At 70.7% G+C, this 15257-nt stretch carries 17 protein-coding genes; 10 read left to right on the plus strand and 7 right to left on the minus strand.

Going from position 1 to position 15257, the window contains the following annotated elements:
- The first annotated feature begins 90 nt into the window (after positions 1-90).
- Positions 91-1293, plus strand: coding sequence for a YbfB/YjiJ family MFS transporter (locus VEC03_RS08975; protein ID WP_324914491.1), 1203 nt, complete (start codon positions 91-93; stop codon positions 1291-1293).
- Here the strand turns inward: VEC03_RS08975 and gstA are convergent.
- Entirely contained in the window at positions 1286-1894 is a 609-nt protein-coding gene (gene gstA / locus VEC03_RS08980; RefSeq protein ID WP_324914492.1) for a glutathione transferase GstA, read from the minus strand. The genes VEC03_RS08975 and gstA overlap by 8 nt on opposite strands.
- Before the next feature lie 101 nt (positions 1895-1995).
- Here gstA and VEC03_RS08985 point away from each other — a divergent pair, with 101 nt between their 5' ends.
- Positions 1996-3216 carry a hypothetical protein gene (locus tag VEC03_RS08985; protein ID WP_324914493.1) on the plus strand — a complete coding sequence of 407 codons (1221 nt, stop codon included), beginning with the start codon at positions 1996-1998 and terminating at the stop codon, positions 3214-3216.
- A gap of 19 nt (positions 3217-3235) precedes the next feature.
- Here the strand turns inward: VEC03_RS08985 and VEC03_RS08990 are convergent, their stop codons facing one another.
- The 3 genes from VEC03_RS08990 to VEC03_RS09000 all read right to left on the minus strand — a co-directional run bounded on the left by VEC03_RS08990 (position 3236) and on the right by VEC03_RS09000 (position 4920).
- A complete protein-coding gene (locus tag VEC03_RS08990; protein WP_324914494.1) occupies positions 3236-3991 on the minus strand; it encodes a class II aldolase/adducin family protein in 756 nt (251 codons plus the stop codon).
- Positions 3992-4073: 82 nt separating this feature from the next.
- Positions 4074-4325: a YkgJ family cysteine cluster protein gene (locus tag VEC03_RS08995; RefSeq protein WP_324914496.1), complete on the minus strand. Its 252-nt coding sequence runs from the start codon at positions 4323-4325 to the stop codon at positions 4074-4076.
- Between the two features lie 13 nt (positions 4326-4338).
- Complete coding sequence (locus VEC03_RS09000; RefSeq protein ID WP_324914497.1) at positions 4339-4920, minus strand: NAD(P)H-dependent oxidoreductase; 582 nt, start codon at positions 4918-4920, stop codon at positions 4339-4341.
- Positions 4921-5048: 128 nt separating this feature from the next.
- Between VEC03_RS09000 and mnmG the strand changes: the two genes are divergently transcribed.
- The 7 genes from mnmG (at position 5049) to VEC03_RS09035 (ending at position 11688) form a co-directional block, all read left to right on the plus strand.
- Positions 5049-6998 carry a tRNA uridine-5-carboxymethylaminomethyl(34) synthesis enzyme MnmG gene (mnmG, locus tag VEC03_RS09005; protein ID WP_324914498.1) on the plus strand — a complete coding sequence of 650 codons (1950 nt, stop codon included), beginning with the start codon at positions 5049-5051 and terminating at the stop codon, positions 6996-6998.
- Complete coding sequence (rsmG, locus tag VEC03_RS09010) at positions 6995-7639, plus strand: 16S rRNA (guanine(527)-N(7))-methyltransferase RsmG (RefSeq protein ID WP_324914500.1); 645 nt, start codon at positions 6995-6997, stop codon at positions 7637-7639. The genes mnmG and rsmG overlap by 4 nt, the downstream gene beginning before the upstream one ends.
- Before the next feature lie 38 nt (positions 7640-7677).
- Positions 7678-8292 carry a LysE family translocator gene (locus tag VEC03_RS09015; RefSeq protein WP_324914501.1) on the plus strand — a complete coding sequence of 205 codons (615 nt, stop codon included), beginning with the start codon at positions 7678-7680 and terminating at the stop codon, positions 8290-8292.
- Positions 8293-8298: 6 nt separating this feature from the next.
- A complete protein-coding gene (locus tag VEC03_RS09020) occupies positions 8299-9069 on the plus strand; it encodes a ParA family protein (protein ID WP_324914502.1) in 771 nt (256 codons plus the stop codon).
- Between the two features lie 52 nt (positions 9070-9121).
- Positions 9122-9661, plus strand: a complete 540-nt coding sequence (locus VEC03_RS09025; protein ID WP_324914504.1) for an RBBP9/YdeN family alpha/beta hydrolase — start codon at positions 9122-9124, stop codon at positions 9659-9661.
- A 12-nt stretch (positions 9662-9673) separates the two neighbouring features.
- Positions 9674-10594: a ParB/RepB/Spo0J family partition protein gene (locus VEC03_RS09030; protein WP_324914505.1), complete on the plus strand. Its 921-nt coding sequence runs from the start codon at positions 9674-9676 to the stop codon at positions 10592-10594.
- 113 nt (positions 10595-10707) lie between these two features.
- A complete protein-coding gene (locus VEC03_RS09035) occupies positions 10708-11688 on the plus strand; it encodes a CsgG/HfaB family protein (protein WP_324914507.1) in 981 nt (326 codons plus the stop codon).
- Positions 11689-11827: 139 nt separating this feature from the next.
- Here the strand turns inward: VEC03_RS09035 and VEC03_RS09040 are convergent, their stop codons facing one another.
- Complete coding sequence (locus VEC03_RS09040; RefSeq protein WP_324914508.1) at positions 11828-13252, minus strand: FAD-binding oxidoreductase; 1425 nt, start codon at positions 13250-13252, stop codon at positions 11828-11830.
- A 46-nt stretch (positions 13253-13298) separates the two neighbouring features.
- Positions 13299-14078 carry a hypothetical protein gene (locus VEC03_RS09045; RefSeq protein WP_324914509.1) on the minus strand — a complete coding sequence of 260 codons (780 nt, stop codon included), beginning with the start codon at positions 14076-14078 and terminating at the stop codon, positions 13299-13301.
- A 158-nt stretch (positions 14079-14236) separates the two neighbouring features.
- On the opposite strand from VEC03_RS09045, the gene VEC03_RS09050 reads away from it, so the two are divergent.
- Complete coding sequence (locus VEC03_RS09050) at positions 14237-14806, plus strand: cob(I)yrinic acid a,c-diamide adenosyltransferase (RefSeq protein ID WP_324914511.1); 570 nt, start codon at positions 14237-14239, stop codon at positions 14804-14806.
- Between the two features lie 48 nt (positions 14807-14854).
- Here the strand turns inward: VEC03_RS09050 and VEC03_RS09055 are convergent.
- A partial coding sequence (locus VEC03_RS09055) for a solute carrier family 23 protein (RefSeq protein WP_324914512.1) occupies positions 14855-15257 on the minus strand: 403 nt, incomplete at its 5' end.

The following is a 15257-nucleotide window of genomic DNA, read 5'->3' on the forward strand; positions in this document are numbered from 1 at the left end:
CTTGGAAGCGTAGCGGACCCGGCAAAGGCCCGCGGCTTGCAAGCCGATGCGATCCGTGCCATCGCCGACAATGGCGGCCGAGCAGAACCGATGGCGCCGATTCCCCACATCACCCTCGCCATCGCCCTGTCGCTCGGCGCCGCGGTGTCGCTGGGCATCACGCGCTTCGCCTACGCGCTGCTGCTGCCGCCGATGCGCGCGGACCTGCAGTGGTCGTATGCGCTGGCCGGCGGCATGAACACGGCCAACGCGCTGGGCTACCTGCTGGGGGCGCTGGCCACGCCGTGGCTGATGGCGCGCTTCGGGGCCTCGCGCCTGCTGCTGGTGGGGTCCGTCCTGGCCAGCCTGTTCATGGCCCTGTCCGGTTTCTTCATCGAGGCCACGCCGCTGCTGCTGCAGCGCCTGCTGGCCGGTGTCGCCAGTGCCTTCGTCTTCATCGCCGGCGGGGTGCTGGCCGCCCGGCTGGCCGGCTTGCAGCCGCAGCGGGGCGGGCTGCTGCTCGGGCTCTATTACGGTGGCACCGGGCTGGGGATCACGCTGTCGGCGCTGCTGGTGCCGGTGGTGCTGGAGGCGGCCGCAACCGTTGCGCACGGCTGGGCCTGGGCCTGGTGGGTGCTGGCGCTGGCCTGCGTCGTCGGCACGCTGGTGCTGTCATGGCCGGCGCGCGTGCTGGCGGGCGCCGGGCCGGGCGCGAGTTCGGCGCACGCCGATGCCGGTGCGCGGCCGTTCGCGTGGCGCGACTTCGGGCCCGGGCTGGCCGGCTACAGCCTGTTCGGGGTCGGCTACATCGGCTACATGACCTTCGTAATCGCGCTGCTGCGCGAGCAGGGCGCGGGTCCTGGCCGGGTGACGCTGTTCTACGCGCTGCTGGGCGTGGCGGTGATCGCGTCCTCGCGCCTGTGGGCCGGCCTGCTGGATCGCTACCACGGCGGCCAGCCGCTGGCGCTGCTCAATGGCCTGCTGGGGGTGGCGACGGTGATGCCGGCCCTGACGTCCGCCTGGCCGCTGGTGCTGGCCTCGGGACTGCTGTTCGGCGGGGTGTTCCTGTCGGTGGTGGCCTCGACCACCGCGCTGGTGCGGCACAACCTGGCGGCGGCGCACTGGGCCAGCGGGATCAGCGCCTTCACGATCGTGTTCGCCGCGGGGCAGATCGTGGGCCCGACCGTGGTCGGCTGGATCGCCGACGGGCCGGGCGGACTGGCGCGCGGCCTGCTGTATTCGGCCGGCGCGCTGTGGGTGGGGGCGCTGCTGGCGTGGCGCCAGCAGCCGCTGCCCCGCCCGGCGACTACTTGAGCAGGCCCTCGGCCTTCATCGCTTCCTGCACGGCCGGACGGGCCGCCATGCGCTCGCGCCAGGCGAGCAGGTGCTTGTACGCGGTCAGGTCCAGGTTCATCGGCTTGGCCCAGTTGGTGACCACGAACAGGTAGGCGTCGGCCACGCTGAACGAATCGCCCATCAGGTACTGCTTGCCTTCCAGCTGGCCATCGACCCACTGCAGGCGGCCGGCGATGCGGTCGCGGAAGATCTGCTTGCCTTCCTCCGGCATGGCCGGCATGAACAGCGGCGTGAAGGACTTGTGGACCTCGGTGCCGATGAAGGTCAGCCACTCCTGCAGCCGGTAGCGCGGGAGCGTGCCGTTGGCCGGCGCCAGGTTCCTGGTCGGCACCTGGTCGGCGACGTACTGCACGATGGCCGGGCCTTCGCGCAGGCGGGTGCCGTCATCGAGTTCCAGCAGCGGCACGTAGCCGAGCGGGTTGATGCCGTAGTAGTCGGTGCCGTCCTGCAGCTTGTGCGACTTGGTGCTGGCCAGCACCAGCTCGAAGGCGAGGCCGGCTTCGCGCAGCACGATGTGGGGCGAGAGGGAGCATGCGCCGGGTGAGTAATAAAGCTTCATGTTGGAAAAATGCAGTCGGAAATCGGGAAGTGGGGATGCTAGCCCGGCCACGGATTCCTTGCTGCGGCAGGCCTTGCGACAATCCGCACATGCGAGCTGGGATGAAGTGGTTGCTGGGCCTCGCGCTCGGCCTGGTGCTGCTGGTGGCGGTGGCGCTGTTCGGGCTGTGGCGCTGGGCCTCCAGCGACGATTTCCGCCAGCGGGCGCAGCAGCAGGCCTCGCAGGCGCTGGGCGTTACGGTGCAACTGGGGGGCATCGACATCGCCGTGTGGCCGCTGCCCTCGGTGGCGGTGCAGGACGTGCGCGTGCAGACCCGGCCGGCGCTCACGCTGGAGCGCGTCGAGGCGCGCCCGGTCTGGTCCTCGCTGCTGGCCGGCCAGCCGGCGCTGGACGCGCTGGTGGTGCGCAACGCGGTGCTGCCGCAGCAGGGGCTGGTGGCCCTGGCCACGCGCTTGCAGAAGCAGGATCCCTCGGGCGGCGCCAAGCCGGCGGCCGATGCCGCGGGCCCCATGCTGCCGCGGCGCATCGTGCTGGATCATGTGACCTGGGTCGATGCCAAGTCGCAGCGGCTGACGGTCGATGCCGAGGTGGCGTTCGAGAGCGAGCCGCTGCCGCGCTCGCTGCGCGTGGACGTGGTGGCGGGCCGCTTTGCCGGCGCCAAGGCGCGCCTGCAGCGCGAGGCCGAGGCCTGGCAGCTGCGGGCGGACATCGGCGGCGGCACCATCAGCGGGCCCTTGCGCCTGCAGTCGCAGCGCAGCGGCGCCTGGCGGCTGTCGGGCGAACTGGCCACCAACGGCGTCGAGGTGTCGGCGCTCACGGCGCCCAGCCGCACCCTCACGGGCAAGCTGGAGGCACGCACCACGCTGCAGGCGGACTTCCGCGATCCCGCCGCGCTGGCCGACGCGCTGCGCAGCCAGACCCGCTTCACCGTGCGTAACGCGGTGCTGCAGGGCGTGGACCTGGCGCAGGCGGTGCGCACGCTGGGCGTCAGCCGCAGCGGCCAGACGGCGCTGGACACGCTGACCGGGCAGGTGGCCACGCAGGGCCGCGTGGTGCAGCTGACCAATCTGGTCGCCAACTCCGGCCTGCTCTCGGCCACCGGCCACGTGACGCTGGCGGCCGACCGCTCGCTGAACGGCCGGGTGAACGCCCAGCTGACGGCCGGGCCACTGGGCTCCGTCGCCGGAGTGCCGCTGCAGGTGGCGGGTACGCTGGACCAGCCCTCGGTCACGCCGGCGGGCGTGTCGCTGCCCGGCGCGTCGGCGGCTTCGCAGTTGGGCGAGAAGGTCGAGAAGGGCCTGCGCGGGCTGTTCGGGCGCTGATCGCGCGGGCGCGGCGGGCCTAGTCCCGGTACGAGGGGTCGGTGCGATCGAGCTTGCGCAGCAGCGCGGGCCAGGCGATCTGCGCGCCCTGGCCGGCGGTCGCCGTCTTCATCACCTGCGCCATGCCCTGCAGGATGGCGGGGTTCACCTGCACCAGCTCGCCGCCGGCCTGCGCGTCGATCTGGATGCGGCAGGTGTTCTCGAAGATGTACATCGAGAGGAAGGCGTCGGGCACGGTCGGCCCGACGACCAGCAGCCCGTGGTTGCGCAGCATCAGGAAGTTGCGCTCGCCCAGGTCCGCCACCAGCCGCGGCTTCTCGTCGTCGCGCAGCGCCACGCCTTCGTAGTCGTGGTAGGCGAGCGAGGCCAGCACGAAGGTGCTCTGCTGGCTGATGGGCAGCACGCCGCACTTCTGCGCGCTGACCGCGACGCCCGCGCGGCTGTGCGTGTGCAGCACGCAGCCGACGTCGGCGCGCGCGTCGTGGATGCAGCTGTGGATGGTGAAGCCGGCCGGGTTGACGGGGAAGGGCGAGTCGATCACCTTGCGGCACTGCCGATCGACCTTGACCAGCGAGGAGGCGGTGATCTCGTCGAACATCAGCCCGTAGGGGTTGATCAGGAAGTGGTGATCGGGGCCGGGCACGCGGGCGCTGATGTGGGTGAAGACGAGGTCGCTCCAGCCGTACAGCGCGACCAGGCGGTAGCAGGCGGCAAGCTGCACGCGCAGCGCCCATTCCTCGGCGCTGACGACTTCCTTCATGGACGCGATGTTCATGGCGGCTCCTTGGCGTGTGGCCAGCGGATTGTTCATCCGATCGGCGCCGGCTGCCTGTCGGCCAAGGGACAGGGCGCGTCGCTCAGGCGGTCAGCGCTTCCAGCCGGCGCAGGTAGTGCAGGGCGTGCTCGCGCGTGTCGCCGCACATCTCGGCCTGCGGGCGCAAGCTGCTGCACACGGCCGGGCGGCTGGGGTGGCCGAACAGCTTGCAGCGGTCCTCGCCGTCCAGCTGCACGCAGCGCATGCCCGCCGGCTTGCCGGCGGGCATGCCCGGGATCGGGCTGCTGATCGATGGCGCTATGCAGCAGGCGGCGCAGTGCGGTCGGCATTCCATGGCCGGATGTCCGTCAGGGCGCGTGCAGCCGGGCCGCGGCCCAGAGCACTTGGTCGAGCACGGCCTGTACGCGTTGGCGCGCTGCCGCGTCGACCAGTTCGCCATCGGCGTCGAAGGCCTCGGCAGCACGGCCGAGGGCGAAGTGCTCGGGCGCCAGCCAGCACCGCAGGGTGAGCAGCAGCGGCGCCAGGTGGCTCTGCGAGCGCAGGCCACCGAGGGCGCCGGGCGAGGCGCTGAGCATGCCCACCACCTTGCCGCGCGTGGCACGCAAGTCGTCATTCCAGACCGGGTCCGCCTTCACCGGGCTGGAGATCCAGTCCAGCGTGTTCTTCAGCAGGGCCGGGTAGCTGGCGTTGTATTCCGGCGCGCAGATGATCCAGGCCGGATGCTCGAAGGCGATCTGCTTCAGGCGCATCACGTCGGCCGGCGTGCCGCGCGCCTCGAGGTCGGCGTTGTACAGGGGGACGTCGAAGTCGGCCAGTTCGATGTGGCTGACCTCGGCACCCTGCTGGCGGGCCATGCGGGCGACCACGGCCGCGAGGCGGCGGTTGTACGACTGCTGCCGGGTACTGCCGGCGAAGACGAGAAGGCGCATCCCGGGATTGCACCACATCCATGCGGGCCGCACGGCCAGTGAGCGCTTGCTGCCGCGCGAATCCCGCCCCGACCGTAAAATCAGGGCCTTCCCCTGCGACCGCTGCGCCCCGGAACCGGCGCCTCCCCATGCTTTATCCCGAAGAGTTCGACGTCCTCGTCGTCGGCGGCGGCCACGCCGGTACCGAAGCCGCGCTGGCGGCCGCCCGCATGGGCTGCAAGACCCTGCTGCTGACCCACAACATCGAGACCCTGGGCCAGATGAGCTGCAACCCCTCGATCGGGGGCATCGGCAAGGGCCACCTGGTCAAGGAGGTGGACGCACTGGGCGGCGCCATGGCCATCGCCACCGACGAGGCCGGCATCCAGTTCCGCATCCTCAACAGCTCCAAGGGGCCGGCCGTGCGCGCCACCCGGGCCCAGGCCGACCGCATCCTCTACAAGGCGGCGATCCGCCGCCGGCTGGAGAACCAGCCCAACCTCACGCTGTTCCAGCAGGCGGTGGACGACCTGATGGTGGAGGGCGACCGGGTCGTGGGCGCCGTCACCCAGGTCGGCATCCGGTTCCGCTCGCGCACGGTGGTGCTGACCGCCGGCACCTTCCTGGACGGCAAGATCCACGTCGGCCTGGACAACTACGCGGCCGGCCGGGCGGGCGATCCGCCGGCGGTGTCGCTGTCGGCCCGGCTCAAGGAGCTCAAGCTGCCGCAGGGGCGGCTGAAGACCGGCACGCCACCACGCATCGACGGCCGCACCATCGACTTCTCCCGCTGCGAGGAGCAGCCCGGCGACCTGGACCCGCTGCCGGTGTTCAGCTTCATGGGCAACGCCGCCATGCACCCGCGCCAGGTGCCGTGCTGGATCACTCACACCAACGAGCGCACCCACGAGATCATCCGCTCCGGCTTCGACCGCAGCCCGATGTTCACCGGGAAGATCGAAGGGGTGGGGCCGCGCTACTGCCCGAGCGTGGAGGACAAGATCAACCGCTTCGCCGGCAAGGACAGCCACCAGGTGTTCCTGGAGCCGGAGGGACTGACGACCAACGAGTTCTACCCGAACGGGATCTCGACCAGCCTGCCGTTCGACATCCAGTACGCGCTGGTGCGTACCCTGCCGGGGCTGGAGAACGCCCACATCCTGCGGCCGGGCTATGCGATCGAGTACGACTACTTCGACCCGCGTTCGCTCAAGGCCAGCTTCGAGACCCGCCAGATCGCCGGCCTGTTCTTTGCCGGCCAGATCAACGGCACCACCGGCTACGAGGAGGCGGCCGCCCAGGGGCTGTTCGCCGGCATCAATGCGGCGCTGCAGTGCCAGGGCCGCGAAGCCTGGCTGCCGCGCCGGGACGAGGCCTACCTGGGCGTGCTGGTGGACGACCTGATCACCAAGGGCGTAACCGAGCCCTACCGCATGTTCACCAGCCGGGCCGAGTTCCGGCTGCAGCTGCGCGAGGACAACGCCGACATGCGGCTGACCGAGACCGGGCGGCGGCTGGGCCTGGTCCCGGATGACCGCTGGGATGCCTTCTGCCGCAAGCGCGACGCTGTTTCACGTGAAACAGAGCGGTTGCGCGCCACCTGGGTCAGCCCCCGCAACCTCCCGGCTGCCGAGTCGGAGCGGGTGCTGGGCAAGGCGATCGAGCACGAGCACAACCTGGCCGACCTGCTGCGGCGCCCCGGCGTCGCCTACGAGGCGCTGATGTCGCTGGAGGGTGGTCGTCATGCCAGCCCGGCTGTTTCACGTGAAACACTGGGCGAGCTGTACGAGCCGGTGGTGGAGCAGCTGGAGATCGGTGCAAAGTACGCGGGCTACATCGAGCGCCAGAAGGACGAGGTCGAGCGCGCCGCCCACTACGAGAACCTGCGTTTGCCGCCCGAGCTGGACTACATGCAGGTGACGGCGCTGTCGATCGAGGTCCGCCAGAAGCTCACCAAGCACCGGCCCGAGACCCTCGGCATGGCCTCGCGGATCTCGGGCGTAACGCCGGCGGCCATCTCGCTGCTGCTGATTCACCTGAAGAAGAACCGCTTCGCGGGATTCGCCGACGCCGCCAACCAGTCCAAGCAGGCGGCATGAGCTTGCGCGCAGATCTGGATGCCGGGCTGGCAGCGCTGGGCCTGCAGCTGCAACCGGAGCAGGTGGAGCGGCTGCTCGGCTACCTGGACCTGCTGGGCAAGTGGAGCAAGGTCTACAACCTGACCGCCGTGCGTGAGCCCGGGGAGATGCTCACCCACCACCTGCTGGACAGCCTGGCCGTGGTCGCGCCGCTTCGCCGGCAAGCGGGGGAGGCGGGCCGCCTGCTGGACGTCGGCTCGGGCGCCGGCCTTCCGGGCGCGGTGCTGGCGATCTGCTGCCCCGGCTGGCAAGTGGATTGCCTGGACGCGGTCGGCAAGAAGGCGGCCTTCGTCCAGCAGGTGGCCGGCGCGCTGGGCCTGCCCAACCTGCGCGGCATCCATGCCCGGGTCGAGGCCGTGCAGGACCGCTACGACGTCGTCAGCTCGCGCGCCTTCGCTTCGCTGGCCGATTTCGTCGGCGGCTCGCGCCAGGCGCTGGCGGGGCAGGGCATCTGGATGGCGATGAAGGGCAAGCACCCGCAGGCGGAGATCGATGCGCTGCCCGCCGGGGTGGACGTGTTTCACGTGGAACAGTTGGCCGTCCCGGGGCTGGATGCCGAGCGCTGCATCGTCTGGATGCGTCCGGTCGGCACGCGCGGCTGACTTACACTCGCCGCTGCACAGGCAAAACCGGGGGATTCATGTTCGGGGTCACGGACTACGGCGCATTCGTCGTCGCCATCATCGTCTTCCTGGCCATCCCCGGTCCCGGCAACCTGGCGCTGATCACCTCCACCGGCAAGGGTGGCGTCCCCGGCGGGCTGGCCGCCACGCTGGGCATCATCGCCGGCGACCAGGTCCTGATGTGGGCGGCGGTGGCCGGCGTCGCCGCGCTGCTGCTGGCCTATCCGGCCGCCTTCCATGCCGTGCAGTGGCTGGGCGCGGCCTACCTGGCTTTGCTGGGCCTGAAGATGCTGCTGGCCAAGCCGGGGGCGGCGCCCATCCTGACTATCCATACCGGCCACTACTTCCGGCAGGCCGCGCTGATCACCCTGCTCAACCCCAAGGCCATCGTCTTCTACATGGCCTTCTTCCCGCTGTTCGTCGACCCCCAGCGCCACCAGGGGCTGCTGACCTTCGCCGTGATGGCCGCCACCATCGCGGCGCTGACCTTCGCCTATGGCCTGGTCGCCGTGCTGCTGACCCACTTCCTGGCCGCCCGCCTGCGCGCCAACCCGGTCATCGGCCGGACCCTGGAAAAGGTGGCCGGGCTGTTCCTGCTCGGCTTCGGCGTCAAGCTGGCCATCTCCCGGTAAAGCGCGATGGCCCGGATTTTCTGCATCGCCAACCAGAAGGGTGGGGTCGGCAAGACCACCACCACCGTCAACCTCGCGGCCGGCCTGGCCAAGGTCGGCCAGCGCGTGCTCATGGTCGACCTGGACCCGCAGGGCAACGCCACCATGGGCTCGGGCGTGGACAAGCGCAAGCTCGAACACAGCGTCTACGACGTGCTGCTGGAGTCGGCCACCATCGCCGAGGCCCGCGTGCACAGCGACAAGTGCGGCTACGACGTGCTGGGTGCCAACCGTGAACTGGCCGGCGCCGAGGTGGAACTGGTGGACGTCGAGCGGCGCGAGCGCCGCCTGCGCGAGGCGCTGGCCCAGGTGCAGGGCGAGTACGACTTCGTATTGATCGACTGCCCGCCCTCGCTGTCCATGCTCACCCTCAACGGCCTGTGCGCCGCCCACGGGGTGATCGTGCCCATGCAGTGCGAGTACTTCGCGCTCGAGGGCCTGACCGACCTGGTCAACACCATCAAGCAGGTGCACGCCAACCTGAACAAGGACCTGCAGATCATCGGCCTGCTGCGCGTGATGTTCGATCCGCGCATCACGCTGCAGCAGCAGGTGAGCGAGCAGCTCAAGGCGCACTTCAAGGAGAAGGTGTTCGACACCGTGATCCCGCGCAACGTGCGGCTGGCCGAGGCGCCCAGCTACGGACTGCCCGGCGTGGTGTTCGATCCCTCGGCCCGCGGCAGCCAGGCCTTCGTCGACTTCGCGAACGAGATGGTCGAACGGGTGCGGAGGATGTGATGGCCGGAAAGCTGCATCCGTTCTTGGTCTGTTGCTCCGAATTCGATAGCTGATGAAGACCGCGGACGTCCTGCTGCTGCCCGGCTGGGAGAACAGCGGCCCGCAGCACTGGCAGTCGCTGTGGGAAGCGCAGCACGGCTACCTGCGCGTGGAGCAGCACGACTGGATGCGGCCGCTGCGCGGCGACTGGATCGCCCGGCTGGAGGAGGTGCTGCTCGCGCGCGGGCAACCGGCGGTGCTGGCGGCGCACAGCCTGGGCTGCATCCTGGTGGCGGCCTGGGCCTCGGTATCGCGCCACACGGACCGGGTGAAGGCCGCCCTGCTGGTGGCGCCCGGCGACACCGAGCGGCTGGAGATCCGCGAGCAACTCTCGAGCTGGGCCCCGATCGCCCGCCGGCCGCTGCCATTCCCGAGCGTGCTGGTGGCCAGCCGCAACGACCCCTTCTGCACCTTCGAGCGCGCCGGCGAGCTGGCGCAGGCCTGGGGCAGCCGCGTGGTCGATCTCGGCGCCGCCGGCCACGTCAATGCCGATTCCGGACTGGGCAGCTGGCCGCAAGGCCATGCGCTGCTGCAGGACCTGATCCAACTCTAGGAACACACAACCATGGCGACCAAGAAACCCAAGGGACTGGGCCGCGGCCTGGAAGCCCTGCTCGGCCCCTCCACCGGCGAGGCGGGCGCCGACGCGCCCGCCACCAACCCCGGCCTGCCGGCCTCGCTGCTGCTGGCCGACATGGTGCCCGGCACCTACCAGCCGCGCACCCGCATGGACGAAGGCGCGCTGTACGAACTGGCCGAGAGCATCAAGGCGCAGGGCATCATGCAGCCGATCCTGGTGCGCAAGCTGGCCAACGGTGCGCAGGCGGGCAAGTACGAAATCATCGCCGGCGAGCGCCGCTTCCGTGCGGCGCGGCTGGCCGGCCTGGACAGCGTGCCGGTGCTGGTGCGCGACGTGCCCGACGAAGCGGCCGCCGCCATGGCGCTGATCGAGAACATCCAGCGCGAGGACCTGAATCCGCTCGAGGAGGCGCAGGGCCTGCAGCGGCTGGTCCGCGACTTCGGCCTGACGCACGAGCAGGCGGCGCAGGCCGTGGGCCGATCGCGCAGCGCCGCGTCCAACCTGCTGCGGCTGCTGAACCTGGCCGACCCGGTGCAGACCATGCTGATGGCCGGCGACCTCGACATGGGCCACGCGCGCGCGCTGCTGGCGCTGGAGCGGGCGGCCCAGATCACGGCAGCCAACCAGATCACCGCGCGCAAGCTGTCGGTGCGCGAGGCCGAGTCGCTGGTCAAGAGGATCGGCGCCGAGTTCCAGCTCACCTCGCCCAAGCCGAAGAAGGAGAAGTCGCGCGACCTGCGCCGGCTGGAGGAGGAGCTGTCGGACCTGCTCACGGCCGAGGTCGAGATCCGGGTGAAGAAGCGGGTCAAGCGCGCCGGGCGCACCGAGGAGGCCGGCGAGCTGGCGATCCGCTTCGGCTCGCTGGACGAACTCAACGGCCTGATCGAACGCCTGCGCGCGGGCTGACGCCGCATTTCCCGCTCGGCAAACGGCTGGGCTGCCGGCACAATCGGGGCCTTTAACAATTGGTCACGTGCGCCGGGGGTCGGCGCGCACCTCATCCTTCAGGAGTCCCGACGATGCGTACCCGTTCCCTGCTTGGCGCCGGCCTGCTGGCCGCGCTGTCCCCGTTCGTGCTGGCCCAGACGCTGGGCGGCGCCAGCGGCCCGGCCGGCGACGCCACCAAGGTGGAGAAGTGCGATGCGCCCAAGGGCACGCTGGCCGTGGTCGAGCCGCAGGACGCGGTGCTGCAGTCGCTGCAGTCCATGGGGCTGGGTTCGCCCACCGGGATGATCCGGCTGATCATCCAGCAGTCCAACTGCTTCCAGATCGTCGAGCGCGGGGCCGGCTTCCAGAACGTGATGCAGGAGCGCGCGCTGGCCGCCGGCGGCCAGCTGCAGGCCGGCCAGAACATGGGGCAGGGCCAGCTGGTGGCGGCCGACTTCGTGGTCACCCCCAGCGTGGTGTTCTCCAACCCCAACGCGGGTGGCTTCGGCGGCGGCCTGCTGGGTGGCCTGGGCGGCAAGCTGGGCGTGGTGGGCGCGATCGCCGGCGGGCTGAAGTTCAAGGAAGCCCAGACCTCCATGATGATGTCCGACACCCGCTCGGGCCTGCAGGTGGCCGCGGCCCAGGGCAGCGCCCAGCAGACCGATTTCGCGCTCGGCGGCGCCCTGTTCGGCGGTGGCGGCGGTGCGGCGCTGGGCGGCTATGGCAACACGGCCGAAGGCAAGATCGTCGCCGCCTCCTTCCTCGACAACTGGAACCAGATCGTGGTCCAGGTGCGCAACAACCCGCAGCTGGTGCAGGCCAAGGCCGCCCCGGCCTCGCAGGCGAATGCCGCCGCCAGCGTCAAGGCCGGCGCCGGCGCGGCCGGTGACGTGTACGTGCCCAAGATCGCTGGCGTGAAGGTCTACCGCGGCGCGAACGAGGGCGCCGAGCTCATGACCCTGGGCAAGACCGACGAGATGATCTTCGAGGGCGAGGAGCAGGGCGGCTTCATGAAGATGGCCACGCCCAAGGGCTCGGGCTGGGTCAAGGCGATCTTCGTCCGCAAACAATAGTCACTTCCAAATCGCTGCGCGATTCGGAAGTGGCCTGGTCAGTTGAGCGAAGACCGGCGGAGCCGGATCTTCGCTCAAGGGGTGTCCGCGCTGCATGTTATTCCGCGCGGACGAATGAGGACCCGAGCGTGGGCCTTGGCTAAAGCGAGAAGATCTTCCCGGGGTTCAGGATGTTCTTCGGGTCGAGCGCGCGCTTGATGGTGCGCATCATGTCGACCGTGCCGGCGCCGGCCTCGTCGACCAAAAAGCCCATCTTGTGCAGGCCCACGCCGTGTTCGCCGGTGCAGGTGCCGCCCAGCGCCAGGGCGCGCGCCACCAGCTTGTGATTGAGCTCCTCGGCGACCTGGCGCTCGCGCGGGTCGTCCGGATCCAGCAGGTAGCCGAAGTGGAAGTTGCCGTCGCCCACGTGGCCGACCAGGAAGTAGGGCAGGCCGCCGGCGTCGGCCTCGGCCACCGAGTCCAGCAGGCAGTCGGCCAGCCGCGAGATCGGCACGCAGGTGTCGGTGGAGATGGCACGGCAGCCCGGGCGTGACTGGATGGCGGCGAAGTAGGCGTTGTGCCGCGCGGTCCAAAGGCGGGTGCGCTCCTCCGGCGTGGTGGCCCACTCGAAGGCATTGCCGCCATGTTCGCCGGCGATCTCCTGCACCGTCTCGGCCTGCTCCTTCACGCTGGCCGGCGAGCCGTGGAACTCCATCAGCAGCATGGGCTCCTCGCGCAGCGACAGCTTGCTGTGCTTGTTCACCATGCGCACCGTGTTGGCGTCGATCAGTTCCACGCGCGCGATCGGCACGCCGAGCTGGATCACCTGAATGACGGTGCGCACGGCCGCCTCGATGCTGGGGAAGGAGCACACCGCCGCCGAGATCGCCTCCGGGATGGGGTACAGCCGCAGCGTGACCTCGGTGATGATGCCCAGCGTGCCTTCGCTGCCCACCATCAGGCGCGTGAGGTCGTAGCCCGCGGCCGACTTGCGGGCGCGCGTGCCGGTGCGGATCGTCTCGCCGCTGGCGGTCACGACTTCCAGCGCCAGCACGTTCTCGCGCATGGTCCCGTAGCGGACGGCGTTGGTGCCCGAGGCGCGCGTCGCGCTCATGCCGCCGATGGTCGCGTCGGCGCCGGGGTCGATCGGGAAGAACAGCCCGGTGCTCTTGATTTCCTCGTTCAGCTGCTTGCGCGTGACGCCGGCCTGCACGGTGACCGTCAGGTCCTCGGCATTGACCGCCAGCACCTTGTTCATGCGCGACACGTCGATGCTGATGCCGCCCTGCACCGCCAGCAGGTGGCCCTCCAGCGAGGAGCCGACCCCGAAGGGGATCACCGGCACCTCCTGCTGCGCCGCCAGCGCGACCGCGTCGGCCACGTCTTGCGTGCTTTCCGCGAACACCACGGCCGCCGGCGGCGGCACCTGAAAGGACGACTCGTCGCGGCCGTGCTGCTCGCGGATGGCCGCGGCCGTGGAGCACTGGGCGCCGAAGCGCTGCGCGAGCGCATCCAGCAGCGCCTGCGGCACCGGGCGCGGGTGGAATTCGGGGACGAGGTGGGACACGGCGGTCGGCGCGTTCATGGCGGGTCTCCTGGACAGCGGCCAGTTTACGCGGCTGCGGCGCCGTTCACTGCAGGCTGTCGCTGTACTCCGAGCGCGAGACCACCCCGTCGCGGTTGCGGTCCATGTCCTCGAAGGTCATGGTGACCACGGGCAGCCGCAGCGCCTCGGCCCGGCTGAGCAGGCCATCTGCGTCGCCGTCCGCCTGCAGGAAGAACTGTGCGATCTGCAGCGCGGTGAGCGGTCCCTGCACCGCCACGGTGGCTTGCGGCGAGACCGAGGGCGTGCCGCCGGTCAGCCCGCCCGCGTAACCGCCGCCGGCGGACGGCTGCGCCGGGACCACCACCACGCCACCGACGCCGGTAGTCGCAGCGCCCGCATTGACGGTGCCGGTCGCATCGGCCCCCGGTATCGCCGTGGTGCCGGGCACGACGCCGGCGGTTCCCGGCACGGCCGGCGCCGGTGCGCCGGGAATGATCACCACGCCGCGCGTGCTGCCCGGGGCCACGGGCACGGTGCTGGGAATCATCGGCACGGTGCCGGCGACGTTGGGCGTCCCGGGCACGACCACGGGACCCGGGACGGTCGTCGGCGGGGCGATGGCGGCGGTGCCCCCCGTGGGCGGCGCAACGCCGGCGGGCAGCGTCGCACTGCTGGCGCCCGCTGCGGCCGCGGTCCCTGGGCTCGGCACCGTCACCGGCGCAGCGGCAGGGCGCGAACTGAACGCGGCCGGCGGCGAGGTCGAACTGCGTGCCGGCAGCTGTGCGAACGCCATCGGCGCGCACAGCGCCGGCACGATGGCCGCCAGCAGCAGCCGGCGCGCCGTAAATGGAACGGGGGATGTCATCGCGGCACTCCTTCCGTCCGATGGTGGCGCGGCCGTTGGCCGCCGCTGTCGTGCGTGCGCGCCAGTGGACGTAGGACGCTTCGCACCCGCATTCGCCGGAGGGCTTGTGCCCGGGTGGGACAATCCCGTCGATCCACCACATCAGCGAAGGAGCGCACATGGGCAACCGCCTGAGCCAGATCGCCACGCGCACCGGCGATGACGGCACCACCGGACTTGGCGACAACACGCGCGTCCCCAAGAGCAGCCCGCGCGTGCAGGCGCTCGGCGACGTCGACGAGTTGAACTCGCACGTCGGCGTGCTGCTGTGCGAGACGGTGCCCGACGAGGTGCGCGAGTTGCTGGTGGAAGTGCAGCACCAGCTGTTCAACCTCGGAGGCGAGTTGTCGATCCCGGGCTACGAACTGCTCAAGCCCGAGGCACTGGCAGTGCTGGACGAGGCGCTGGCCAGGCACAACGCCCATCTGCCGCGCCTGAAGGAATTCATCCTGCCGGGCGGCAACCGCGCCGCCGCCCAGGCCCATGTGTGCCGCACCGTCGCGCGGCGCGCCGAGCGGGCGGTGGTCGCGCTCGGGCAGGCCGAGGCGCTGCACGACACCCCGCGCCGCTACCTGAACCGGCTGTCCGACCTGATGTTCGTGCTGGCCCGCGTGCTCAACCGCATGAACGGCGGCGACGACGTGTACTGGAAGAGCGAGAAGCTGGCCCGTTCGACCGCTGCCGATTGAGGATGGACCCCGACGCCGGCGGAGCCGCCGGCATCGAGGTAGTGAAGGTCAGCGCGAGGCGCTGGCGGCGGTCGCGCCCGCCGGCCGCTGGCCTCCGCGGCTGAGCAGGGCGTACAGCAGGATGGCGCCGAAGGTGGCGGTGCCGATGCCGCCCAGCGCGAAGCCGCCGAACTTGAGCGTGAAGTCGCCGGTGCCCAGCACCAGCGTGACGGCGGCCACGATCAGGTTGCGGTTGTCCGAGAAGTCGACCTTGTTGTCGACCCAGATCTTGGCGCCGGCCGCGGCGATCAGGCCGAACACCACGATGGAGACGCCGCCCATCACCGGCAGCGGGATGGCCTGGATCACGGCACCGAACTTGGGCGAGAAGCCCAGCAGCAAGGCGATCAGGGCCGCGACCACGAACACCGCCGTCGAATAGATCTTGGTGGCGGCCATCACGCCGATGTTC

The organism is Ramlibacter sp. (assembly GCF_035627355.1).
Taxonomy (GTDB): Bacteria; Pseudomonadota; Gammaproteobacteria; order Burkholderiales; family Burkholderiaceae_C; genus Ramlibacter.

Bases quoted from the DNA above. Each gene is read 5' to 3' on its own strand.
- VEC03_RS08975 (WP_324914491.1), top strand. From the start codon at position 91: ATGGCGCCGATTCCCCACATCACCCTCGCCATCGCCCTGTCGCTCGGC.
- gstA (WP_324914492.1), bottom strand. From the start codon at position 1,894: ATGAAGCTTTATTACTCACCCGGCGCATGCTCCCTCTCGCCCCACATC.
- VEC03_RS08985 (WP_324914493.1), top strand. From the start codon at position 1,996: ATGAAGTGGTTGCTGGGCCTCGCGCTCGGCCTGGTGCTGCTGGTGGCG.
- VEC03_RS08990 (WP_324914494.1), bottom strand. From the start codon at position 3,991: ATGAACATCGCGTCCATGAAGGAAGTCGTCAGCGCCGAGGAATGGGCG.
- VEC03_RS08995 (WP_324914496.1), bottom strand. From the start codon at position 4,325: ATGGAATGCCGACCGCACTGCGCCGCCTGCTGCATAGCGCCATCGATC.
- VEC03_RS09000 (WP_324914497.1), bottom strand. From the start codon at position 4,920: ATGCGCCTTCTCGTCTTCGCCGGCAGTACCCGGCAGCAGTCGTACAAC.
- mnmG (WP_324914498.1), top strand. From the start codon at position 5,049: ATGCTTTATCCCGAAGAGTTCGACGTCCTCGTCGTCGGCGGCGGCCAC.
- rsmG (WP_324914500.1), top strand. From the start codon at position 6,995: ATGAGCTTGCGCGCAGATCTGGATGCCGGGCTGGCAGCGCTGGGCCTG.
- VEC03_RS09015 (WP_324914501.1), top strand. From the start codon at position 7,678: ATGTTCGGGGTCACGGACTACGGCGCATTCGTCGTCGCCATCATCGTC.
- VEC03_RS09020 (WP_324914502.1), top strand. From the start codon at position 8,299: ATGGCCCGGATTTTCTGCATCGCCAACCAGAAGGGTGGGGTCGGCAAG.
- VEC03_RS09025 (WP_324914504.1), top strand. From the start codon at position 9,122: ATGAAGACCGCGGACGTCCTGCTGCTGCCCGGCTGGGAGAACAGCGGC.
- VEC03_RS09030 (WP_324914505.1), top strand. From the start codon at position 9,674: ATGGCGACCAAGAAACCCAAGGGACTGGGCCGCGGCCTGGAAGCCCTG.
- VEC03_RS09035 (WP_324914507.1), top strand. From the start codon at position 10,708: ATGCGTACCCGTTCCCTGCTTGGCGCCGGCCTGCTGGCCGCGCTGTCC.
- VEC03_RS09040 (WP_324914508.1), bottom strand. From the start codon at position 13,252: ATGAACGCGCCGACCGCCGTGTCCCACCTCGTCCCCGAATTCCACCCG.
- VEC03_RS09045 (WP_324914509.1), bottom strand. From the start codon at position 14,078: ATGACATCCCCCGTTCCATTTACGGCGCGCCGGCTGCTGCTGGCGGCC.
- VEC03_RS09050 (WP_324914511.1), top strand. From the start codon at position 14,237: ATGGGCAACCGCCTGAGCCAGATCGCCACGCGCACCGGCGATGACGGC.